At 51.2% G+C, this 21,943-nt stretch carries 20 protein-coding genes; 10 read left to right on the top strand and 10 right to left on the bottom strand.

Translation table 11 applies throughout. From position 1 onward, the window contains the following. Positions 1-5: 5 nt before the first annotated feature. Complete coding sequence (locus VPK24_RS13195) at positions 6-548, bottom strand: REP-associated tyrosine transposase (protein ID WP_393014004.1); 543 nt, start codon at positions 546-548, stop codon at positions 6-8. A 110-nt stretch (positions 549-658) separates the two neighbouring features. Between VPK24_RS13195 and VPK24_RS13190 the strand changes: the two genes are divergently transcribed. Further along, on the top strand, positions 659-1,012 hold the full coding sequence (locus VPK24_RS13190; protein WP_393014003.1) for a XisI protein: 354 nt from the start codon (positions 659-661) through the stop codon (positions 1,010-1,012). Positions 1,013-1,346: 334 nt separating this feature from the next. Here the strand turns inward: VPK24_RS13190 and VPK24_RS13185 are convergent, their stop codons facing one another. Next, the gene (locus VPK24_RS13185; protein ID WP_393014001.1) at positions 1,347-1,604 is read right to left on the bottom strand and encodes a hypothetical protein; all 258 of its coding nucleotides are present in this window, start codon (positions 1,602-1,604) and stop codon (positions 1,347-1,349) included. Positions 1,605-1,718: 114 nt separating this feature from the next. On the opposite strand from VPK24_RS13185, the gene VPK24_RS13180 reads away from it, so the two are divergent. Then, on the top strand, positions 1,719-2,237 hold the full coding sequence (locus VPK24_RS13180) for a DUF2199 domain-containing protein (RefSeq protein WP_393014000.1): 519 nt from the start codon (positions 1,719-1,721) through the stop codon (positions 2,235-2,237). Positions 2,238-2,261: 24 nt separating this feature from the next. Here VPK24_RS13180 and VPK24_RS13175 read toward each other — a convergent pair whose 3' ends face one another. Then, positions 2,262-2,939, bottom strand: coding sequence for a Uma2 family endonuclease (locus VPK24_RS13175; RefSeq protein ID WP_393013998.1), 678 nt, complete (start codon positions 2,937-2,939; stop codon positions 2,262-2,264). A 337-nt stretch (positions 2,940-3,276) separates the two neighbouring features. Here VPK24_RS13175 and VPK24_RS13170 point away from each other — a divergent pair, with 337 nt between their 5' ends. Next, on the top strand, positions 3,277-4,362 hold the full coding sequence (locus tag VPK24_RS13170; RefSeq protein WP_393014202.1) for a HindVP family restriction endonuclease: 1,086 nt from the start codon (positions 3,277-3,279) through the stop codon (positions 4,360-4,362). A gap of 23 nt (positions 4,363-4,385) precedes the next feature. Then, complete coding sequence (locus VPK24_RS13165) at positions 4,386-5,351, top strand: DNA cytosine methyltransferase (protein WP_393013997.1); 966 nt, start codon at positions 4,386-4,388, stop codon at positions 5,349-5,351. 82 nt (positions 5,352-5,433) lie between these two features. Here VPK24_RS13165 and alaS read toward each other — a convergent pair whose 3' ends face one another. From alaS to psbM, 5 genes are all read right to left on the bottom strand, one after another. Next, positions 5,434-8,070: an alanine--tRNA ligase gene (alaS, locus tag VPK24_RS13160; protein WP_393013995.1), complete on the bottom strand. Its 2,637-nt coding sequence runs from the start codon at positions 8,068-8,070 to the stop codon at positions 5,434-5,436. Positions 8,071-8,136: 66 nt separating this feature from the next. Continuing rightward, positions 8,137-9,090, bottom strand: a complete 954-nt coding sequence (locus VPK24_RS13155; protein ID WP_393013993.1) for a hypothetical protein — start codon at positions 9,088-9,090, stop codon at positions 8,137-8,139. Positions 9,091-9,154: 64 nt separating this feature from the next. Further along, positions 9,155-11,278 (bottom strand): alpha/beta hydrolase, encoded by a 2,124-nt coding sequence (locus VPK24_RS13150; RefSeq protein ID WP_393013991.1) that lies wholly within the window; start codon positions 11,276-11,278, stop codon positions 9,155-9,157. 362 nt (positions 11,279-11,640) lie between these two features. Then, positions 11,641-12,786, bottom strand: coding sequence for a pyridoxal-phosphate-dependent aminotransferase family protein (locus VPK24_RS13145; protein ID WP_393013989.1), 1,146 nt, complete (start codon positions 12,784-12,786; stop codon positions 11,641-11,643). A gap of 620 nt (positions 12,787-13,406) precedes the next feature. Continuing rightward, complete coding sequence (psbM, locus tag VPK24_RS13140; RefSeq protein WP_099532510.1) at positions 13,407-13,520, bottom strand: photosystem II reaction center protein PsbM; 114 nt, start codon at positions 13,518-13,520, stop codon at positions 13,407-13,409. A gap of 1,630 nt (positions 13,521-15,150) precedes the next feature. On the opposite strand from psbM, the gene VPK24_RS13135 reads away from it, so the two are divergent. From VPK24_RS13135 to VPK24_RS13120, 4 genes are all read left to right on the top strand, one after another. Further along, the gene (locus VPK24_RS13135; protein ID WP_393013987.1) at positions 15,151-15,564 is read left to right on the top strand and encodes a slr1601 family putative cell division protein; all 414 of its coding nucleotides are present in this window, start codon (positions 15,151-15,153) and stop codon (positions 15,562-15,564) included. Between the two features lie 118 nt (positions 15,565-15,682). Continuing rightward, positions 15,683-16,138 carry a peroxiredoxin gene (locus VPK24_RS13130; RefSeq protein WP_393013986.1) on the top strand — a complete coding sequence of 152 codons (456 nt, stop codon included), beginning with the start codon at positions 15,683-15,685 and terminating at the stop codon, positions 16,136-16,138. A gap of 88 nt (positions 16,139-16,226) precedes the next feature. Beyond that, a complete protein-coding gene (locus VPK24_RS13125) occupies positions 16,227-16,709 on the top strand; it encodes a glutathione peroxidase (protein ID WP_099532507.1) in 483 nt (160 codons plus the stop codon). A 541-nt stretch (positions 16,710-17,250) separates the two neighbouring features. After that, the gene (locus VPK24_RS13120; protein ID WP_393013984.1) at positions 17,251-17,808 is read left to right on the top strand and encodes a DUF3747 domain-containing protein; all 558 of its coding nucleotides are present in this window, start codon (positions 17,251-17,253) and stop codon (positions 17,806-17,808) included. A gap of 90 nt (positions 17,809-17,898) precedes the next feature. On the opposite strand, the gene VPK24_RS13115 is transcribed toward VPK24_RS13120, so the two are convergent. Both VPK24_RS13115 and VPK24_RS13110 read right to left on the bottom strand, forming a co-directional pair. Next, positions 17,899-18,279, bottom strand: coding sequence for a hypothetical protein (locus tag VPK24_RS13115; RefSeq protein WP_393013982.1), 381 nt, complete (start codon positions 18,277-18,279; stop codon positions 17,899-17,901). 186 nt (positions 18,280-18,465) lie between these two features. Continuing rightward, a complete protein-coding gene (locus VPK24_RS13110) occupies positions 18,466-20,043 on the bottom strand; it encodes a photosystem II high light acclimation radical SAM protein (RefSeq protein ID WP_393014200.1) in 1,578 nt (525 codons plus the stop codon). A gap of 756 nt (positions 20,044-20,799) precedes the next feature. Here VPK24_RS13110 and VPK24_RS13105 point away from each other — a divergent pair. Beyond that, positions 20,800-21,159: a DUF1830 domain-containing protein gene (locus VPK24_RS13105; RefSeq protein WP_393013981.1), complete on the top strand. Its 360-nt coding sequence runs from the start codon at positions 20,800-20,802 to the stop codon at positions 21,157-21,159. 297 nt (positions 21,160-21,456) lie between these two features. Further along, entirely contained in the window at positions 21,457-21,918 is a 462-nt protein-coding gene (locus VPK24_RS13100) for a DUF4079 domain-containing protein (protein ID WP_393013979.1), read from the top strand. Positions 21,919-21,943 lie beyond the last annotated feature (25 nt).

Here is a 21,943-nt window from a genome sequence, read left to right as displayed (position 1 = left end):
GCTACTCACTCACGCCCAACGTTATTACTAAACGCAATTTCTTCTGAAGCCCCCCACATCACATCATAAACACCAGCTGTAACAAAGCGGTGGAAACTAGAATACTGCCAATCTTTTGGTGCATTCACCAGTTGATGACGGACTGGGTTGTAATGAATATAATCCAGATGATTGATGAAGTCTTGATCATCACGGATCTGGTGTTCCCAAAAACGGCGTTGCCATATCACCCTCTCATTTTTAGTCGTTCGAGATGGAATTGAAGACAACGTATCCAAGCGAGGATAATTTCGACTGAAATGGCTCTTGATTAAGCGCCAACGGGTCGAATAATCTGCATCATCTTGGGATAGTGTCCAAAGACAGTGAAGGTGATCAGGTAAAACCACGATGCCATCAATGGTGAAGGGATGCCGCTCCATAACATATCGAAAAGCAGCTCTGAGACGATCAACATTCAAGGGGTCATGGAACAGTGGATGACGATTTTGAGTGACTAGCGTGAAAAAATAAGTCGCTCCAGGTGTTTTGGCTCTTCGATAGTGCATAAAATGACTGGTTTTGTTGGGTTTCGTGCCTCAACCCAACCTACTAGGGCTAAAAATGGTCACTGTCTTTCTGAATAAATTATGATCTTCGGTTTTGTCCAACAACAAAGATGGATAAATTGATTGAATATCCCAGGTTGATCAAGGACATCTTGGGAGGTTATGTTGAACTTTGCCGACAAAAAAACAACTCCAGTCTAGAAACTTTCTTGATTGTTGATGACGTTAATCATCACTATCTTTGGATGAATCTGGGTTGGCAAAAGGGCGATCGCGTCAACGGCCCAACTGTCTATGTGCGTATCCGCGAAGAGCAATTTTGGATTGAAGAAGACTGGACAGAAGAAGGAATCGCCACCGACCTGATGCGAGCAGGCGTGCCCAAAGAAGATATCGTTTTGGCATTTCATGAACCCAAGATCCGAGAATTGACGGGTTTTGCTGTCGCTAGCTCGTTGCAGTAACGTATATCAGTAATCTTCGTGATTGACTTTAATCGCAGTCATGCATGGAGATTTGATTATGCAAAATTTTCAGGTGATCGCCTCAAAAGTTGCGATCAATGAGAGCCAAATTTCAGCATTTTGTCAGCGCTGGAAAATCACAGTGTTTTCATTGTTTGAGTCAGTTCTAAGGGACGATTTTTGACCCGAGAGTAGTGATATTGATGTGCTTATTTCGTTTGCCCCAGATGCACAAATGTAAACTGGATCACCCAACTTGATTGATTAGCCACTATACAATTAGCGACCGGCCCTAGCTGGTTGGGTTGCGTACTTCAAACCAAACTTACTCAGCTCAACCGGGTAGCGAATCCAGCAAAGCAGTCAACATTCGGCGCGGATCGGCTTTCAACTTCACTGCTACCAAACCCAATAAACCACTAGCTACTAAACCCAAAAACCAACCGCCCATCGGCCAAGGCACATCCGCCACGCCATAGCAGTAGAGCGCAGCGAAAGCCAGTCCCAAAAGCCCCAGAACAGTGCCGCCCCAAAATCGCTGCCAAATCGTCAAGTTCTGGTCTGGATTAAGATCATCAGGTTGCGTTTTCATCGGTTCACCGGACAATAGTAGGTGGACGATCGGGCGTTAGATCATGATCTGCTTCTCCAATGTAGCGAAACTCAGCTCAGGATTGTGTCCCCAGGTTCAAGATTTATAGATCAAATGGACTTTTCGTTTCAATGTACCTACTGCTATGAAGTGCATGAAGGATCACCAAGCTTTGGGTTCACAGCGCCCGATCCCTACGTGGCACTTAGCGAGGAACAGAAGCAGTCGATCGCCTCGCTAACTGACGATTTGTGCGTGATTCACTATGAAAATGGCACGGTCGATCGCTTTGTCCGAGCAGTGCTGGAAGTCCCCATTCATGGCATCGATCGCCCCTTTCTCTGGGGAATTTGGGTCTCAGCGAGTGAGCAAAGCTTTGATCGGTATGTTGCCACGTTTGATGACCCGATTGAGGGCGATGGTTTCTTTGGATGGATCTCAAATCGCATTCCTGAATATCCCGTGGGGTCGATACGATCGGGCGATGTTTACATCCAAATGGGTCATCAGCGCCCCAAAGTCCTGCTTCATCAGACTAAGCAAGGAATCGATCAACTATTCATCGATCAGCAGCAAGGAATTTCAGTCGATCGCGCCCAATTCCTGACCGAAAAACTCTTGCATGGTCTCTAGGGCATCACGAATAAGCTTCACTAATTATCCGGTTTGTTCTACCTGAGTCCACTGTTGCATCAGCCATTGCAGCGTTTCCCCCTGACTTTCCTGTTGACTCCGTTGCAAGGCTGCGGAAACCAGGGCGATCGACAAGTTGGGTAAGACTGCGGACGTTTCAATCATGCCACTGCGACCTTGATCAATTCCAAATGCCATCACCTGGGATTGCACCGAATCCACCACCCAATATTCCTGAATTCCTAACTGTTCATACAACAGTCGCTTAAATCCCAAATCTGTATTGAGGGAACTGGCGGCAATTTCGATCACCAACGTGGGCGGCGCATACTGATCCAGATCAACGATCGCATTATTGGCGGGTGGCAAGCGGCGATCGTCCCCCAAATAAAACGCAATGTCCGGCTGAGCTTCCCGTTCTCCTGATCTTTGGAAACTTGTGTTTGTGTAACCATGAATCCGTATGCCTTGCTGCATGGCATACAGCAAAGTGATTGCACTCAGCAGTGTGTTATCTCGTCCGTGCAGTGGCCCAACCGGTGACATATCAATCAAAAACCAACCGTCGTGATAAAAGCATCGAGCCGCTGCCAACTCGGGGCGATCGGCTTGCTGGCGAAAATCCGTCCAAGAGCCAGCCAACCACCCTTCATCTAAGGAGGCAACGGTTGGGTTCGGTGCGATCGTTACAAGATCGATCATGGATTGTTAGCCTCAGTGGGATCGCTATTTCTGACTAGCTTGCACTTGAGTCAAATATTATCTATTATAGAGTCCTCGTAATTGTAGAATCTAGGATATCGCTGTAACTCAAAAATGATCTATAAGTAAAAGCTTTGCCATGAAAGCTGCACTTTGCCAAAAACCATAACCCATATGCACGACTAAATCTAGAATTCTTAATAGAATAAAATCACAAGTAGTCAATTCAAAAATCAAATAATATACAAACATCTCGGAACACACAGTATAAAATATTTAAATTTGATCAGTCATTTCATTCAACTGTGTATAAAATCAAAAATCAAGTAATTCAATAATAATAAATATGCAACCTGGACTGTTTGGATTAAAGTATTCCAACCGTGACTTCGCGCAGAAAGAGTCGTGGGGTAAAAACTGCTTTAATTCATCTTTACCTGCTGCAATTTGCGCATATTTAAGTAGTCAAAGCTTAGACAATGTATATATTAAGCTGCGATCAGATCTCAAGATACAGCATCACAGTATAAGCACCACTGATTTGTATGGACTTCACCCTGATTCCGAAAACTTATTCTATGCATTCGAGACTCAATTCACGCCCTATCAAAAGTATGTAATTGGTACTTTACCAGGTGTAGATCTGGTTACACAATCAAAAATTAAAGGACAATGCCTTCAGGGAATTGAAATCAAGCTAACTGCTTTACCTGATCATACAACTTGTCACTTATCGGAGAATCAGTATGGTTGTGAAATTGTCGTCAGACCACAAACCATTGCCTATTTAGCTTGTAGTATTATTGATAGTTACAGCGAAGAAAAACCATTATTTGAACACTGTATCAATAATGCAAATATAAAAATTCTGAACTGGACAGAGCAAGATTTGGTGATACCAAATATTCCTAGAATTATTGAGACAATTGATTCCGTTGCCCTTCTTGGTTTAGGCCGACAGCGACCACTGCTCATGCAACCCATCTGGAAAACTGAGGGGAAGTCACCAAGGCTAGCCGAAAATTGCTTGGATGTTTTTGTTTGGAGCGATCTTGCTTTCACACGATTATTCATAGATTTAAGCAAGCAAGAGATTGAAAAATTCAACCGCATCAAGTCTATTTCGCGGCACACTCGAACGATTATTTGGTTATTTAAAATGTTGCAGAGTTTTTGTGATCATGGGTCTTTTAACTATAAGAAAATTATTGATTCACTGTCTTACAATACAGGAAATGATAAGGCTTTTGCAATCAGTGGTAGAGGCACTCATCCATATATGGAATCAGAAGTCCTCAGGAAGCCTAGAATCCATAGAGATGAAATCAAAGATATCATTTTAGGCGGTGGTCAGAATCTACTAAGTCCAGAAAGGCGGCTAGATGCCATTATTTACAACTCTCCGGATCTATTTTCCAATTAATCACCTGATTTATGAGTGACAAAATGAAAACAGTTGATCTATTTTGTGGTTGTGGTGGTCTGTCACTGGGTTTTCAGAATGCAGGATTTGATCTAATTGCTGCCTTCGATTCATGGATACCAGCGATTAAAGTTTATGAGGAGAATTTTCAGCATCCTATTTTTAATCGAGACCTTTCAAGTCCTGATATCTACTTAGAAATTGCAAGCCTAGACCCAGAAATTATTATTGGTGGGCCGCCTTGTCAAGACTTCTCTAGCGCTGGGAAACGCGATGAAAGCCTAGGTCGAGCAGATCTAACCATGAGTTTTGCGAGCATTGTTTCGCAAGTTAAACCGCGCTGGTTTGTCATGGAAAATGTTGAAAGAATTTCCAAAAGCCATGTATTGCAAAGAGTTTTAGAAGCCTTTAAAAAAGAGGGTTATGGGTTAACGTCTTCAGTTTTGAATGCCAGCTACTGCGGTGTGCCTCAGACTCGAAAACGATATTTTCTAATTGGTCAATTAGGTGGTCGAGACAACGCCTTGACATCTTATTTATTGGCCAATCAGTCACAAAAACCCATGACCGTTTTTGAATATCTGGAAAACCGTCTAGGAATTGAGTACTTCTATCGTCATCCTCGAAGTTATCAAAGAAGAGCAATTTTTAGCGTCCATGAACCTAGTCCCACAATTCGAGGAGTCAATCGTCCTATTCCCAAAACCTACAAACAACACCCAGGTGATGCTTGCAAAGTCAACGAAAACCTGCGTCCCTTAACAACAATCGAACGAAGTTATATTCAAACTTTTCCTGAAACTTTCAAGTTTCAAGGAAGCAAATCGGACTTGGAGCAAATGATTGGTAATGCAGTTCCCGTAAAGATGGGTGAATATGTCGGGCGAAGCATTCTACAGTACATTCAAGACACCGATCAAGGCGCTTCATATTGGCACAACATCCAGCTACAGCTCTTTGAAGAAAGCATGATTTTGCAATCAAGCTAACTGCCTAGTTGGCACACAGGTTTCATGGCAGGGTTGTGCCTCAACAGCTAGCTAGCAACTCTCTGCCATGACTTGATTCAACCTACCCGATCGCCCCTTTCAATTGGGTTTTCGCAGCGGCGATCGCCTCGTCCAGTTTGCTGGCATCGCGGCCGCCGGCCTGGGCTAGGTTGGGTTTGCCGCCACCGCCGCCGCCGCAGAGCTTGGCAATCGCCCCGATGAATTTGCCCGCTTGTAGGCCCTTGGCGATCGTTGCTTTGCCGAAGGCTGCCACTAGGCTGACTTTGCCATCATCAGTGGCCGAAGCCAGCACCACCGCTGCGCCATCACCCAGCTTTTGGGCCAGTCGATCGCCCGCCGTGGTCAGGGAAGCCGCATCGACTCCATCCAACCGCGCCACCAAAATCCGGAAGTCGCCGATCGCCTCGGCCTGGCTGGCCAAGCTGTCGGACTTGGCGATCGCCAGTTCCGCTTTCAGGGCATCCAGTTGCTTTTGGCTGGTTTTCAGCTCCTCTTGCAGGGTGCTGACCCGATCGAGCACTTCCTCGGGCTTCACCTTGAACCGATCGCTCAGGTCGCGCACCACCCGATCACGCAGGTTCAAATAGTCCAAAATTGCCGGCCCCGACACTGCCTCAATCCGTCGGATGCCGGAAGCCACGCCCGCTTCGGAAATAATCTTGAATGCGCCGATTTCCGCCGTGTTGCTCACGTGGGTGCCGCCGCACAGCTCCATGGACACGCCGGGGAAGTCCACCACGCGCACCACGTCACCGTATTTCTCACCGAACATCGCCGTTGCGCCCTTAGCCTTGGCATCGGCGATCGGCATTTCCGCCACCACCGCGCCGTGGGCTTCCGCAATCCAGGTGTTCACTTGGCTTTCCACCTGGGCCACTTCGTCGGCGGTCAGGGGGCGGGGGCAGTTGAAGTCAAACCGCAGCCGATCGAAGTCCACCAGTGAACCGGCTTGGGAAATACTGGGATCGATCAGGGTCTTCAGGGCCGCTTGCAACAGGTGGGTGGCGCTGTGGTTGGCTTGGGCCCGACGGCGGCAGGCTTGGTCGATCGTTGCTGATACCGTTTGACCGGCTTTCAGGATGCCGCGTTCGACTCGCCCGAAATGCACAAAAAAGTCCGATTCTTTTTTGACATCGGTGATTCGCACCAGCAAATCATCGCCGCTGAAATAGCCGCGATCGCCAATTTGGCCACCCGATTCCGCATAGAAAGGAGTGCGATCGAGCAGGATTTGCACTTCATCTCCAGCGCTGGCAGTTTCTACCACTTTGCCCGCCACCAAGAGCGCTTCCACTTGGGCGGTGCTAGCGCTGTTTTGGTAGCCCAAAAATTCGGTTTTTTGGACTTTTTCGGCGAGGGAATCGATCGAGCCTTGGACAGTCAAATCGATCGTTTCGTGGGCGGCGCGGGCCCGTTCCCGCTGCTTTTCCATCTCCACTTCAAACCCATTGATGTCTACGGAAATGCCATGCTCTTCGGCAATTTCCTGTGTCAATTCCAGCGGAAAACCAAAGGTGTCGTACAGAACAAAGGCATCAGCTCCCGAAATTTGTTGGGGATTTTTCGCCAGAATTTCTGCGAGCAGTTTCTCACCCCGTTCCAGGGTTTTCAGAAATTGGGCTTCTTCCCGTTGTAATTCTGACTTGATGTAGTCGGCGCGATCGCGCACATTCGAATAAATTGCTTCCGATAGGATGATTGCCATTTCGGCCACTTTTGTGGTGAATTCACCGACAATTCCAATCAAGCGGCCGTGGCGCACCACCCGCCGAATCAACCGCCGCAAAATGTAGCCCCGACCGAGATTAGAAGCCGTTACCCCATCAGCAATCAAATGCACCACGGCGCGCACGTGGTCGCCAATAACTTTTAGGGAAATCTTGGTTTTTTCGTCGGCTTTGGCGTAATCAACCTGGGCAATATCGGCGGCCGTTTTAATGATCGGAAAAATCAGATCCGTTTCATAGTTATTTGGCACTTTTTGCAGGATTTGGGCCATTCGTTCCAAGCCCATTCCAGTGTCGATATTCTGGTTTTGCAGGGGTGTGAGGTTGCCATTAGCATCGCGGTTATATTGCATGAACACCAAGTTATAAAACTCGATGAACCGCTCATCATCTTCTAGATCAACCTCACCTTCTTGATTGGGAAAGAAGTCGTAATACAGTTCCGAACAAGGGCCGCAAGGGCCGGTGGGGCCGGAGACCCAAAAGTTATCTGCCTCGCCCATGCGTTTAATTCGATGTTCGGGCACACCGACTTGATCGCGCCAAATTGTAAAGGCTTCATCGTCGCTTTCAAACACACTAACGGCGATGTTTTTCGGGTCTAAACCGAAGCCCACTTCGGGATCGGTGGAGAGTTTCCAAGCCCAGGCGATCGCCTCTTTTTTGAAATAGTCCCCGAAGCTAAAGTTGCCCAACATTTCAAAGAAGGTGTGGTGACGCTTGGTGCGGCCCACGTTTTCAATGTCGTTGGTGCGGATGCATTTTTGGGAAGTCGTCGCGCGGGGCGTGGCGGGCGCTTGCTGACCCAAAAAGATCGGCTTGAAGGGCAACATCCCGGCGATCGTCAGCAACACCGTCGGATCTTCCGGAACCAGGGAGGCACTGGGCAGGCGCTTGTGGGCCTGGGCCTCGAAGAAAGCCAGGAATTTTTCGCGAATTTGGGAACCGCTGAGGGGGGCTGGCGACGGCATAGGGCGGGGGTAAGCAGGGCGATCGGGGACGAAAAATAGTTGCTAAAACCAGTCTATGAGTTTAACTCAAGTCGGGGCGGCGCTGGTTAACTCCAGGACTTGTTGATAAAACCAGTGGTTACGATCGCGCGTTTCCTGCAAACTTTCAGGATAGGTGCGGCATTGTTTTAAAAAGCGTTGCCAGCCCGTCACGTCGCAGGTGAATCGATCGTACCGACGGCGATCGATCCAGGTTTTTCCCAGTAATTTCAGTTGCCAACCGGCAGGCCGCCACCGCTCGATCGGGAAAATGCCCGGCTGATGTTTCAGGGTATGGGTTTTGCTGGTGAACGGAAAGGCCAAAACCCTCCGCCCCAACAATGTTCCCCAGTAGGCTCCATGGTAGGAACTGGTGAGAATCGTTTCGCCGGATCCGAGGAAATTGAGAACCGTTTCAAAATCCGTTTCCTCGTTGGTCATGCGGGGAAAATCGGGGAAATCAATCTGGAATTTTTTGTGGGAAAAAACCACAAATTCATGGCGAATCAGCCTTGGCTGGTCAAAGGCGGGATGCAGGCAACTGGCACAGGGCAGCCAATGGTAACCCAAGCCCAAATTCTCCACATGGGCATCCCGCAACCCCACTAAATCAAACCCATCCAGATAGGTTCGATAGTCAAAATTTTGAATTTGTTGGGGTGTAAATTTGCCGTAGATCTGTTGACCGGGGCCCCAGGCAATTAGTTTAGTTCGATCGGGCGATTGTTGTCGTTGCTGAACCAGGGATTGGATCGCCTTTTGAAAGCGATCGAACAATAGGCCACCCCCACCCACCACATGCACGATCGGGCGATCACCGAATAATAATTCCGCTTGGGTTTGGTCGCGGGTTTCTGGATCTAAGCGGCGCAGATCAATCGCTTGTTGATCGGCGGCCAATGTTAAATAACGACTCGGAGCCGCGAGCAAATCACCAATATTTTTGGGGTCAATGACATGCCAATTGAGTAACTGCCAAGCATCAGCAACAGGGGTATCCATAGGCTCCGGGCGGCTGTCGTAACTCCGTGAAGGGATCATTCCCATTTTCCAAAGCGGCCCCCACCTAGCGGGACTGAATTCGGAAATTACTGAGCACCCCTTCCAACACCGCATCCCGATGCCAAAGGGAATCGCTGTCGATCGCCACCACGTAGGTTTTGCCCTGGCGCGTGTACAGGGCAACGATCGAGGCCAGGGATGGGTTATCGATCGTATACAGTTGCCAGCGCCGGTTCCGATAGCGTCGTTCTCCGAGCGATCGGGTGGGGTAAGGGAGCGATCGCAACACTTCCGCCGTGGACTGTTGGGCCACCGACACCGCCAACACCCGCCCCGTCGCAAACCCGCTGCCATCCACCTCACTCCAAACCGGAGCCAGTCCTTGCATACTCAAGCGCCAACCCGCTGGAATTACCATACTGATCCCGAGATTGTTGGCCGTGGCCGGCGTGAACCGCAGGGCCTTGGGCACTTCAAATTGCGTCCGCATTTGCGACACACAGGCCGCATTGGGGGCGCGATCGGGCGCTTGCAAAAAGCCTCCCATAATTTGGCTCACGCAATCGGAACTCCCGAACACCGCGTGACTCAGGCCCGGCAGCACGTAGCGATAGTGGCGATCCAACCCCCGGGCCACCCGTTCCGCAAACTCCGGCGGCGTGACCTGATCCAACTCCCCAGACAACAGCAACGAGGGCACAGAGCTGCGCACCGGTTGATTCACCTTAGGAGCCAGGGCCGGCACTTGCCAGGTTTGACAGGTGCGCAACAGTTCCTCAGGCGCTTGGAGCAGGGCCGGGGCAATTTCCGGATATACACCGCTGGCATCCACTTCCGCCAAGGTAAATCCGCCATCTTCCGAACACATCACGGAGTTATAAACCCCATCGGCCTGACTTTTGCTAAACAGCAACAGCGGCAACACGCGCAGAATTCCCGCATAGCTGTTTTGGCGAGTTTCCCGTAGGGCTTGGGGCAACTTGGGAATGCTGGCGGAGGAATAAAACGCCGTGCTGACAGCAGAAATAAACCCATCCCCATCCAACAACACGGGAACCGCCAACCGATTTGGGTCCAAATTCTCGATCGAGAGCCGACCTTCCAACAAATCCTGAAGTTCCCCATAGTTGGGCAACTGAATCACCTGGGGGCGCGCACGCAGCTTGGCCACGGCTCCCAAAAAGTCCTGTTCGAGGGTGGTGTAGGTGGAACCACAAAGGCGATCGCGCCGACAAGCCTCGAAAAACCGCCGCAGGGCCCGATCGGTATTGCGCGGTAAATGCACAATGAAGCTGGTATCCAGGGGCGCAACGGAATCCAAAATCACCGATCGCAGGCGATCGGGAAAATCGCGCATCAGGTGCTGGGCCAACATCGTCCCGTAGGACACCCCATAGAAATTGAACGGGCCGCCATACCCCGCCGCTTGCACCACCAAGGGCACATCCGCTGCACTTTCTAGGCTGTTGTAGGCCGCCAAATCCACACCGGAATTTTTGAGCCGATCGCGACAGCCCGCCACGGCCGCTTGATAGCGATCGCGCAGGGCCGGTGAGTCGGGGAACCGCGCATTTTGCACCTTGAAATCATAGATTTCTTGGCAAAACAAAAAGGGTTCTGAATAGCGTGTGCCGCGTTGATCGAACAAAATAATGTCCCGATCGCGCATTCCCGCCAACGAGGGCAAAAAAGCCGGCAACAACTCCAACATCGATCCGCCCGGCCCCCCTTGGGCCATTACCAGCGGATCCGGTTGCGGGTTGGCGTTCTTGCTTTTTAAGATGGCCACTCCCAGACGAATGGTTTTTCCGGTGGGATTACCGTGGCGCTCGGGCACGGTCACCATGCCGCAGCGCACCGTTTCCCGGGCAAACTCCGGCGGCAGGGTAAAGGGGCAATTGTTCGGCTCGAAAGTTGGCGCGAAGCTGGAATTGGCGCTGGAGTTTGGTGTGGAATTTGGGGCGGAATTTAGGTCAGGGCCGCTGGAATCTGGCGCGATCGGGGGTGCAGCCGGAGCATTGGGTTGCAGCAGCGGTTCGATCGTCTGAGTCGTTTGGCCCGGCTCTTGGGCCAAAGCCCGAGAAACCGGGGGCAACGTTGTGATCGTTGTGGCACAGGCAGCCAACAACATCCCCAACCGCCGATGCCAATTGTGCGATCGCCGCTTTCTCACCCCTGAAGTCGTCATATTCTTGTTTAGTTAAAAACCCTAAAATTGGTTGAACAGCTTAGTTGAACGGCTTAGTTGAACGGCTTAGTTGAACGGCTTAGTTGAACGGCTTAGTTGAACGGCTTAAAAGCTTAAAAGTTGACAAGATTAAAAGTTGAACAAGTTGCCAGGGGTATCCCATCGCCCAACAAACCGGATCACCCCTTGGGAGAGGGTCATCATGGCTGGGGAAATGGATACCGCTTTGGCAGAGGGTGATAGGCAATACCCATCCCACTGATTCTAGAAATTTGTTTTATGGGTTCTCCTGTTGGGGGCATGAATCCTGTAGGGGTGTACGGCCGTACACCCCGATCCAGAATTGCACTAACCCGCTGGAATTAGCCGATCAGATGCTTGGCCGCTGCCGCCACCCCAGCGCCGGAGGTCACCTCAGCTCCCAACTCAATCAAAGTGGCTTCCAGAGCGGCGATCGCCGTTAGCACGTCCCGATCGCTCACAAAGCCCAAGTGACCAATACGGAAGATCTTGCCCTTCAGCGCATCCTGACCACCGGCCAAGGCGATGTCATACTTCTTGCGCATCACCGATCGCACCTGTTCCGCATCCACGGACTGGGGCATCACCGCCGTGATCGCCGGGCTGGCGCAATCATCCGGCGCATACAGGGGCAGATTCAGGGCCACCACGGCCGCCCGGGTCGCGGCCCGCAACCGAGCATGACGCGCAAAAATGTTGTCCAGCCCTTCTTTTTTCATCAACCGCAAGGCCTCTTGCAGCGCGTAGAACAGGTTCACAGGGGGCGTGAAGGGCGTGCTGTTTTTGGCGGCATCCTTGCGATACTTGCCCAAATCCAAGTAGTACTTAGGCAGGGTTGCGGTTTTGTAAGCTTCCCAAGCCTTGGGACTAACGGCCACAAAGCCCAAACCGGGCGGAATCATGTAGCCCTTTTGGGAACCGGAAGCCACCACGTCCAAGCCCCACTCATCGATCGGGACGCTGGTTGCACCCAAGCTGGTGACCGCATCCACCATCATCAGCGCACCATGAGCCTTCACATGGCCATTGATAGTTTGCAGGTCGTTGATCACCCCCGTGGAGGTTTCGCTGTGGGTGACAATCACCGCCTTGATGCTCTTATCGCTGTCGGCACTCAGGCGATCGGCAAAGGCTTGGGGATCCAAAGGTTTGCCCCAATCCACCGTAATGGTTTCCACCGTTAGCCCATAGGCCTCGGCCACTTCGGCCCAGCGTTCGCCAAACTTACCGTTCGTGCCCACCAACACGCGATCACCCGCGCTCAGGAAGTTGATGATGCCGGCTTCCATGGCCCCCGTGCCGCTCGAAGCCAAGATCAGCACATCATTTTGGGTTTGGTGCAGCCATTTCAGGTTTTCGGTCACTTCGGCCATAATCTTGCCAAAGTCGCCGCTCCGGTGACCGATCGGGTGTTTGGCTTGGGCCAGCAGCACGGGTTCCGGAACCGGGGTGGGCCCCGGAATCATCAGCATCAATTTGTTATCCATCAGCCGGATTGATTCGCTACAAAAAAGGGGTGGTTACTCAGTTGGCCGGGTTGCCGACCGGTCGCGGCTCATCAGTCACGGTTCATAGCCGGGCGATCGGCTGGGGAACGCGATCGCCCGGTTGCCATTGCCTTGTCGCCTCTGTCATCGCTACGTCGTGAACAAGTTGGATCCACGCGAGAGACCATCCGAGAGACCATTAGTGTAGAGCCGGAGTGGGAACTTGCGATCGAACAGCGCCAATAAGTCAGCTTTTGCTTACGGATTTGATCGATCGGATTTGATCGATCAGATTTGCTCGATCGAGCATGGCATCATCCCCATCCCATCCTTCCCACCCACCGATCGCGCGCAAACAACCATCGCCAATCGCTCCGCAACCAGGCGATCGGCCCTCAACCAGCAACCCCAGGCAATCCCGATCGGCCACTCCACTCAACCAACCCAACAACCTCCATAAAGAAAGGGCCCGGCAGCACCAGACCCTCTCCCAAACGGATTTTAAAAAACTTTCCTTGCTCACCGCTTCAGTGCCACCCCCGATCGCAACAGATCAGAACTGGCGAATTGAAAACGATCACGACTCAACTGTTGATTAGCCCCAAGCGAGCTTTGGCCAATTAACCCTTGCTGTTTTCGCGGCTGGCGGTTTGGATGTAAAGAATCAGCAAAAAGGCAGCAGGAATTGCCACAAACAGAATGCTGGCAATGAAGCCGAGATCATTAACTTGCATGGAATGATGCCTCTAGGTGTCTTTCGAAGTGTTGGTTGACCCCGCGCTAGGGCAGGGAGCTGAGACCCAAGCCGTCGAGTTGATGGCTGGGGTTGATGGATGCTGTCCAGTCTACCAAAGGCTGCTCGCTCCATTGGCTGGAAGTCGGCCGGATTGGCCCAGGGCGATCGGGCAGCGGTTTCCCAGGAGCATTCCTGCACGTTTTTTAGGATACACCGGGCTAATTTATGGCGCTTGATGGCGCTTGATGGCGCTTGATGGCGCTTTACGGTACTCGACCCGATCGCGGGATGATCACGAATCAGGCTCATCCCTGCAAGGACACGAAGCAACCGCTGATTAGGCGACTGCGAATCGGCAGTAAATCAACAAGAAATTGCTGACAAATCGGCGGCTGCGCGAGTACCGAATAATACCCCACTAACCCCGCCCAACACGGAACCACTCATTATTCAGCCCGATCGCCTTGCTTCACGAGCGATCGCGTGCTAGGACTAGGCGGGGTGGTTGCGGACAATCCGCCATTAACCAAGACTTAACCCCTTTGGGTGCTCTCTTCATGCCGTGTTTGGGCATTTTAGCGGTAACATCCTGAAGGCTCTGGCCCAAGGTCTCAACCCACAGCCGATTGCCTTAAAACTGTCAGCTTAGGATTAGTTACACCGTCAAAGTCTTTTGATTTCACGGTGTTTGTTCAGGAAAATCACCCATATAAACTTGAGTGAAATTTTCTGAATTAACACTGTCGTTGCTGCTGATCATGATTAACCATGCCCAAACCAAAAATCTGAATCCTCTGAATCATTCTTCAATTAGCTCCCAAAGTCTTCTTCAGAAATCCCCAAAAGATTTCTCAAGCGCCAAATGTCATCTCTATCAAGTCCTTCCATAGGATTGATAGCATCTTCAAAAGCTTAAGAAGCAAAGACCTTCATTGGTTTTGATTGCGCTGCAATTGCATCAATTCAAAAGAGCTAGAAATCTCAACAGGATCCAACAATCGTCTAGAGATATTTAGAGACATTGATGCAAAAATGTTGCTAAAAATGTCGCGCTCAACCGATCAATCGCCTCTGGTTAAAGATTTCAAGATAGGCTTACATGGGTTTCAAGATGGGTTGGCTTGCGGTAGGCTTGCTTACTTTCAAGGAAAACCATGAGCAATTCAAGGGTGATTCAATTCAGGGACAATCAATGAATTGATTAATAGTCTGCCTGGTTGATTGGTTGAGTCGATCTGTTTGGTTAGTCAATTCATTGATTTATGAGTCGTCATGAATTCATCCGGATCTCATACTCCATTCTGGATGAACTAACTATGGGCAGTCGCCAGACTCAACGATCGATTGCCAACGATCGATTGCCACTAATTTTCTCTGATTTTTAGAGTCACGAATTTCGGTTCTGCCATCGTTAAAAAAGTCACCCCCATTGCACCAGTTTTACGGAGAGGGGTAATCCTCCCTACTGCCCCTAGCACATTGCCGAATCACAAGCAAATTGCTAGAACCTTGGGGGATTTGGGTTTCCTGAAACCCAGACCATGCTGGGGGATCACATCGTGTATCAGGGTGCAGCCCACTAGCTCAACTATCCATTTCTGCTTAACTGCGCTCACTCACTGGTTTTGATGAACGCTTTCCAGCCCCAGCATCGTCCTGATCCACCGGTACAACGCCGACCCAGGTTGCGTTCCAAGCAACTACCGAAGTCTGCGTCCTATCGATCGATCGCCCTGGAAAGCCTGTTCAAGCTGTCGGTTAACAGTGTGTTGGCGCTCATTGCGATCGCGGCGCTGGTGCAGTGGATCCCGCTCTATGCCACCCGTCGGGCAGAGTTACGGCAACTGCAAGCGGAAGTGCGCCTGGTGGAAACCCGAGTGCAAACCCTGCGATCGGAAATGACCCAAAATTTTGACCCCGCGCACAATCGGGCCACCGTTGAAGCGGAAACGGGCCGCGTGCCCCTCAATCAGCGGCCGGTGCGGTGGCAGCCCGATCGCCCCAGTCAGCCTGACTTTGAAGAAGGGGACGGCCTCCCTTAGGCAATCCTGAAAATTGCCCCGCCGCCTGCTGCTTCCTTGGGCCGATCGGTCAGCCGCCATGGGCCCTGCGGTAGCATTAGCCATGGTTCACAAATCGCAATGATTTCCTTAGGTTCCTATGGCTATTCAAGTGGGCGATCGCGCGCCGGATTTTTCCCTGCCAACCCAAACGGGTGAAACCATCACCCTGAGCCAGTTTGCGGGTAAGCAACCCGTCGTGCTCTACTTTTACCCCAAGGACGACACGCCCGGTTGCACGATCGAAGCCTGTGCCTTCCGCGATAGCTACGAAGCCTTTCAAGGGGCCGGTGCAGCAGTGATCGGCGTGAGCAGCGACTCCGTGGATTCCCACAAAACGTTCGCGGAAAAATATAGCTTGCCCTTCACCCTCGTGAGCGATCGCGATGGGGCCCTGCGCAAGGCCTACGGTGTCCCGAACACGCTGTTTGTGGTTCCGGGCCGGGTTACCTACGTTATCGACAAAGCGGGCATTGTGCGCCACCAGTTCAACGATCTGTTGAATGCCAAGGGCCACGTGACCGAAGCGCTCAAAATTGTGCAAGGGTTGGGCTAGCCCCCCGAAGGGTCACCCCCGGGATCATTTCCATCCCAAACCGCTATCCTAGACAACCATCACCGGCGACACGACAAGCACACTCATCATGGCAACCATCACCGATCTCTCAGTCAAAACCATTGACGGCGAAGACCGTGCCCTCAGCAGCTATCAAGGGCAAGTGCTTTTGATTGTGAACGTGGCTTCCTATTGTGGCTACACGCCGCAATATCAAGGACTTCAGGCCTTGCATGAAAAATATAGTGCCCAAGGTCTGCGGATTTTGGCCTTTCCTTGCAACGATTTTGGTTCCCAAGAACCCGGAACCAACGACCAAATTAAGACCTTCTGCTCAACGCGCTACAGCGTGACTTTTGAGCTGTTTGACAAGGTACATGCTAAGGGAGCCGAGCAACACCCGCTCTACGCCCGCCTGACCTCGGGAGCCGAGCCGACTGGGGATGTGGCCTGGAACTTTGAAAAGTTTCTGATTGGTAAAAATGGCGAAATTCTGGGTCGTTTCCCCAGCCGCATTGCCCCGGATTCGGCTGAATTGATCGGCGCGATCGAGCAGGCCCTGGCTGCCTAAATCAGGTCTGAATTGAGTGCTTCATTCAAGCTTTGTGATTGCTTGATTCTTGATGCCTCATGCTTGATTCTGCTGCTTGATTTTTGCTGCTTGATTGTTACGACTTGATTTTTGATGGGCATTACTTTTTGATGGACATTACAGTGAGGATAGGAACTTTTTAAATAGTCCCTATCCTTCTCTGTAATCTCTTGATGTAATCTCTCGATCGCCCGCTGAGCCACTCCTCATTTAGCCATTATTTAGCCACTGATCGCCATCCCTCGGAACTAACCCAATCGCAACCAGCTTCTTCAGCATTCTCCAAGACCATCTCTAAGCGTTTGTTTGCACTTTTCCCGATCGCCCACTGAGCATTCCGGCTAACCCTACTCTGCTTGATGACTGTTTGCACTGGTCGTTGATGATTGGTCAATCCAAGGACAATCCTATGGCTCCAAATTCTCGGAACTACTCCCTTAGCAACCCTGGGCTAGGGATCCTCTCATTGGCTTTGGGTTTTGGCTTGGGAACAATGGGATCACTGGGATCATGGGCCGCAATGCCCACCCCAACAGCGCCTAAATCCACCACGTTTGATCAACAGGAAGTTGATCAATCACGCTTTATTGCGATTGCGCAGCCCCTCGGCACGGATTCTTTTAAGCTCTTGGTTTTGGAGCAAGTATCTAATCAGCGGCTTTGCTGGGCCGAAAGCGGCAGCTACCCTGTAGTGGTCGATCCATTGCTGGTTAACTTCAATTTCACGGGCATTTGTGGACGCAGCATTGATAGCAATGGTTTCTCTGTGCGAGTGGCCAAACGTGATTTAGGGCTGCAATATTCCCTCCGTCTCAGTCGTCGATTTAATTCAGTGGTGTTGCAAGGGGTACCTTTCGGTGCGAATGGCGGCCCGGTAATGGACATTGCCAGCACCCGAGGATTTACTTCTGGATTTTTGAAGCTGCAACTTTTTCCCGGATGGCGATTTACCAAACGCTCCTATCAAGGCCGCCCGTTGGGCCATGTTTACTTCACCAACGATTCTTTTGATTCGGCGGTGACCCCCAAGGGAAGCCCGGAGCGATCGCCTGAGAAGCCTCAGCCTGCGGCCGATTGAACTGAAGCACGGCTTAATCCTGTTCATGGGCGATCGCGGTCAATCTTGATCGCCTTCTTAGCCGCCTCAACAGTGATCGCAATGGTGCGATTATGGTTCAGTCTCGGGTTCTCTTCCCGATCGCCCGATTTCCGGTGATCCGATTTCTGGTTCCGATTGGGTTGGCAACTCAGGCTCAAAAACCTGAGAAATTTGAGACCCAGACCACTCCGCAATCAGGGATTCTGCCCGATCGGGATTGGTGTAAATCAGTTCCAGCAAGGCCCCAGGATCTTGACCGATCGCCCGGGCATAGAACCCCACTTCGGCCATAATTCGCCCTTCCGACTGTCGCAAATACATCGACAAGCAGTGATGAGCTTGATTGTTGCGGCTGCGTTGGGTTCGGAAAAAAGCCAACGCCGACAGCAACCGATCCTCATAGGGGGCCAAAGGACGCAGGGCGATCGGCTCGGGGGTTGAAGGCTCCATGGCTCGGGGGGGTGAAGTGGAAAAGCAACCGCTCAGACATCCCTAGTGGCATGACAGGCTTAATACATTAGGTCAAAGTTGCGAAGCCAGTCGTGGTAACAAGGGGCTTGAGCATCTTGCTGCTTAACGATCAGGTGACGGTAACAGCCATGTAATTTAGCCCAACGAATTGAGGCAGCCACGCTCCTAGGGCGTTTTGATCAGCTCGCGGCTCTGGGTTTTTGGGGCGATCGGGGCCGAAAGGGCTGCCTCCAAAGAGCTGCGGCCCAACCGGCGCTCCAAAATTCGCATCACTTCTCGGCCGAAATCATTGCTATTGCTGCGCCAAGCTTCCAGACACACTTCCCCAAAAAACGACCCCAACGGTTCCGGATTCCAGAGCAGCTTCCGCGCCGTCCAAGGCATCAGGCTCATGGGGTCATAACCGGGTTTCAGAATTTCCTTCTTGAGGGCATATTCTTCCAAGTGAGTATGGGGTTGCAAACCAATGAAGAAAATCGCTGGCTCCACTTTGTCAGCCCCAAAAATTTCCTCCAGGGCCCGATGATAGGCGATGGTTTGGCGAATGGTTTCATAGGTTTCATCAATCACATTGAAGGAGTAATTAACCGAAACCACATCCTCAAAACCAGCCGCTTTTAGGTCACGACAATTTTGCAGAACCGTGCGCAAGTTATAGCCCATTCGCATTTTGCGCACCAGTTCTTGGGATCCGCTAGTAATCCCAATTTCAAAGTAGTTCATGCCCGTTTTCACCATCAGATCACAGAGTTCTGGATCGAGGTTATCGGCGCGAATATAGGCAGCCCAATGAATATCCGTCATGCCAGCCGCCAGGACATTTCTGAGCAATTCCTTGGCATCTTCAATGAAGCGTCGAGCCGGGATAAATTGGGCATCGGTGAACCAAAAGTTACGAACACCCAATTGATAAAGCTGCTGCATTTCTGCAACCACTTCAACGGCCGGATTAATCCGAACTTGCTTACCCTCAATGACGGTATAGACGCAATAGCAGCAGTTATGGGGGCAACCGCGCTTGGTTTGCACACCGATATAAAAGTCCCGATCGCGGAAATAGTAGCTAAAGGCTGGCCAGATTGTTTGAATGTAGGCGTAGTTACAGGCGGTTTTTTCCAAGGGTGCGGGTGGCTCATGCACTAGGCCCGCACGGGGCTTCGTTTCCCCGGCAATGTAACAGCGTTCTTGGTCTAAGGACTCGCCTCGCAGCAGTTTTTCCAGCAGGGTTTCCCCTTCCCCAACGGAGACGATCGTGCCCTTGGGAAGCGATCGCTGCAACTGTTCATAAAACACACTGACGGCCCCGCCGCCCACCACCGCCCGGGCGCTGGAATTGTAGCGTCGGGCCCGGCGCAGTCCCCGCCGAATGAGGCCCTGATTGCGCCAGAGTTCCGCATAGTAAGCGCTGGTGACCCGCAAACCACCCAAGGCTCCCCGAAGCTTGATCAAGGGGTTTTTGGCGTAATAAAACTCGAAGGCATTTTGCAGCGGATTGCCACCGCGGCCGCCCACGGGTGCATAGATCTGAATGTCGCGCCAGGAAAAAACCAGCAGGGTGGGTCGGAAGGCATCGATTTCCGCATCAAGGGCCGCTTTAAAGTCCAAGGGTGGCACGGTTCCCAGGTCAAAGAGCCGCTGCTCGATCGCGGGAAACTGCTTGTGTACGTGGTCAGCGAGATAAACCACCCCGATCGGGAAGATGGGGTTACAGGGCAGTCGGACGTACAAAATGCGATCGGCCATCATCCACTTCCCTAACTGTCGCAACGGATCATTAAGGCTTGTTCATATAAGTTAACGATAACACCAGACCCTGGCCCGATTTCACCCGAGCCACCATTTCAGGCTAATTTTCTTCAAAAATTGGGCCCGCACGAGTCTTCCATGAGACCGCCAGATCGTAGCGGGTGGCCCTTGTCCGTTAGCAAATGGTGACGATTCCGAACCTTTAATCGTCAAGCTCCCACGATTCCGAGAGCCTTGAGCTAGCATGAAAGAACGCATTAACTGGCAATTGAACCAGTCTACAAGGTCTGATCAGGTGGATAAAACCTACAGAGAACTTGCAAATAATTTGCAAGTTCTCTGCAAATTATTTCCAGAGAGCTTCGCAAGCAATCAAAAAAAGTTTGAAGGAAGTTTGAAGGAAGTTTGAGAGAAATTTTAGGAGATTTTATTCGAATTTTTTCAGGAAATTAGGCCCTTTTTAAAGCCCGTGACTAATAAAACTTGGCTTGTGGGAGATCGCAATTGAGACACTCATTTTAGCTCAGTTGAGATTAGTTTGAGTTGAGATTTGGTTGATCCTTAATTGGATCTTAGTAGGGTATTGATAGAGTCCTGATTGCAAGACTGATAATCGTTAGATTTTCTTAAAGATTTAAAAATTGAAAAGCTCCTCGTTGGTAATCGGGTTTACAGCTTGTCGGCAAAGGGGGTGTTAGCGTAGCAAAATCGTTCTATTCCCTTGATCTACCCTTGGCTCCTATCCCTGCAACCATGGCACAAATTATCGATCCCATTCCCAATGACGATCGGCAAAAGCTCCTTTGCTGCTACGTCAATGCCACGAGCAAGATTCAGGTTGCTCGGATCACGAACATCGCGAATTGGTATTTTGAACGGGTGGTTTTCCCGGGACAGCGCTTGGTTTTTGAAGCGCTGCCAGAAGCACAACTGGAAATTCACACGGGCATGATGGCCAGCTCAATTCTTTCTGATCGAATTCCCTGTTCAGAGCTATCTTTTGAGGAAGAAATGGAGAGTTTAATTGATTCGCCCGATCGTGCGAATGAAACCGTTAATCGGGAAACCGAAACCTGTTCGGATCCGGAGCCGGCTGTTTCGGTTGGGGCCTAGTGACCCATTAGTTGCTTGTCCAAAGACCGCCCAGAGGAGTAATGAGGCGGTCAGGGGGGACAGCTCGGTCGGGCTTGGTGTGATGGATACGACGCTGAAGGTGGTGCTGAATTCTGAGGTAATGGCACTAGATGAGCAGCGCGAGACAGGCAGCATAGATGTTAGGCTCGATGGAAGCGCTGTTATGGATCTCCGATGGTTAAGAAATGCTGTGACATTTTGTTAACTGGTTGTTAATTCATCGGGTGCTCTATTTCATCTTGTCACTTCAGTTTTGAGCAACTTGAGCGAATTGATTTGAACCTGCCGGATTTTTTGTGGCTGTGGCGAATTGCCGCATGGTCAATGGGCCTAACGCTGACGGCCTATAGTTTGCTGGGTGTGACGGGAGTGGTGTTGAGGCGCGATCGCTTACGGTCTAGCGATCGCGCTTTAGCTATGGCGACGACCCTTCCAAGCTGGCTGCGGCCGCTGCACATCACCCTGGGCATCGGGTTGGTGGCGTTGGTGTTGCTGTTGCTGGGGGTGGGAATTGTCGGCACGCTGGGGCATTTTGGCCGCTTGGGCCACTCGCCCCACCTGCTGGCGGGGTTGACTGTGGTGGGCTTGGTGGGCTTGTCGGCCTGGAGCGCAAGTCGGATTGCGATCGAGCGCCCTTGGGCCCGATCGCTCCATTGGCGCACCAATTTGGTTTTGTGCTTGGCCTTGCTGTGGGTATTGGGAACCGGTTGGACTGTGGTGCAGAAATACCTGCCCTAGCCCTTGATGAACCCTTGATCAACCC

Source organism: Limnothrix redekei LRLZ20PSL1, from assembly GCF_043235035.1.
Classification (GTDB): Bacteria; Cyanobacteriota; Cyanobacteriia; order CACIAM-69d; family CACIAM-69d; genus CACIAM-69d.
This window is presented reverse-complemented; position numbering and strand designations above follow the sequence as displayed.

Excerpts from the sequence above, each read along its gene's own strand:
- VPK24_RS13185 (WP_393014001.1), bottom strand. The coding sequence starts at position 1,604 with ATGAAAACGCAACCTGATGATCTTAATCCAGACCAGAACTTGACGATT.
- VPK24_RS13120 (WP_393013984.1), top strand. The coding sequence starts at position 17,251 with ATGCCCACCCCAACAGCGCCTAAATCCACCACGTTTGATCAACAGGAA.
- VPK24_RS13130 (WP_393013986.1), top strand. The coding sequence starts at position 15,683 with ATGGCTATTCAAGTGGGCGATCGCGCGCCGGATTTTTCCCTGCCAACC.
- VPK24_RS13190 (WP_393014003.1), top strand. The coding sequence starts at position 659 with ATGGATAAATTGATTGAATATCCCAGGTTGATCAAGGACATCTTGGGA.
- alaS (WP_393013995.1), bottom strand. The coding sequence starts at position 8,070 with ATGCCGTCGCCAGCCCCCCTCAGCGGTTCCCAAATTCGCGAAAAATTC.
- VPK24_RS13110 (WP_393014200.1), bottom strand. The coding sequence starts at position 20,043 with ATGGCCGATCGCATTTTGTACGTCCGACTGCCCTGTAACCCCATCTTC.
- VPK24_RS13180 (WP_393014000.1), top strand. The coding sequence starts at position 1,719 with ATGGACTTTTCGTTTCAATGTACCTACTGCTATGAAGTGCATGAAGGA.
- VPK24_RS13135 (WP_393013987.1), top strand. The coding sequence starts at position 15,151 with ATGAACGCTTTCCAGCCCCAGCATCGTCCTGATCCACCGGTACAACGC.
- VPK24_RS13150 (WP_393013991.1), bottom strand. The coding sequence starts at position 11,278 with ATGACGACTTCAGGGGTGAGAAAGCGGCGATCGCACAATTGGCATCGG.
- VPK24_RS13155 (WP_393013993.1), bottom strand. The coding sequence starts at position 9,090 with ATGGATACCCCTGTTGCTGATGCTTGGCAGTTACTCAATTGGCATGTC.
- VPK24_RS13105 (WP_393013981.1), top strand. The coding sequence starts at position 20,800 with ATGGCACAAATTATCGATCCCATTCCCAATGACGATCGGCAAAAGCTC.
- VPK24_RS13175 (WP_393013998.1), bottom strand. The coding sequence starts at position 2,939 with ATGATCGATCTTGTAACGATCGCACCGAACCCAACCGTTGCCTCCTTA.
- VPK24_RS13125 (WP_099532507.1), top strand. The coding sequence starts at position 16,227 with ATGGCAACCATCACCGATCTCTCAGTCAAAACCATTGACGGCGAAGAC.
- psbM (WP_099532510.1), bottom strand. The coding sequence starts at position 13,520 with ATGCAAGTTAATGATCTCGGCTTCATTGCCAGCATTCTGTTTGTGGCA.
- VPK24_RS13145 (WP_393013989.1), bottom strand. The coding sequence starts at position 12,786 with ATGGATAACAAATTGATGCTGATGATTCCGGGGCCCACCCCGGTTCCG.
- VPK24_RS13195 (WP_393014004.1), bottom strand. The coding sequence starts at position 548 with ATGCACTATCGAAGAGCCAAAACACCTGGAGCGACTTATTTTTTCACG.
- VPK24_RS13165 (WP_393013997.1), top strand. The coding sequence starts at position 4,386 with ATGAAAACAGTTGATCTATTTTGTGGTTGTGGTGGTCTGTCACTGGGT.
- VPK24_RS13115 (WP_393013982.1), bottom strand. The coding sequence starts at position 18,279 with ATGGAGCCTTCAACCCCCGAGCCGATCGCCCTGCGTCCTTTGGCCCCC.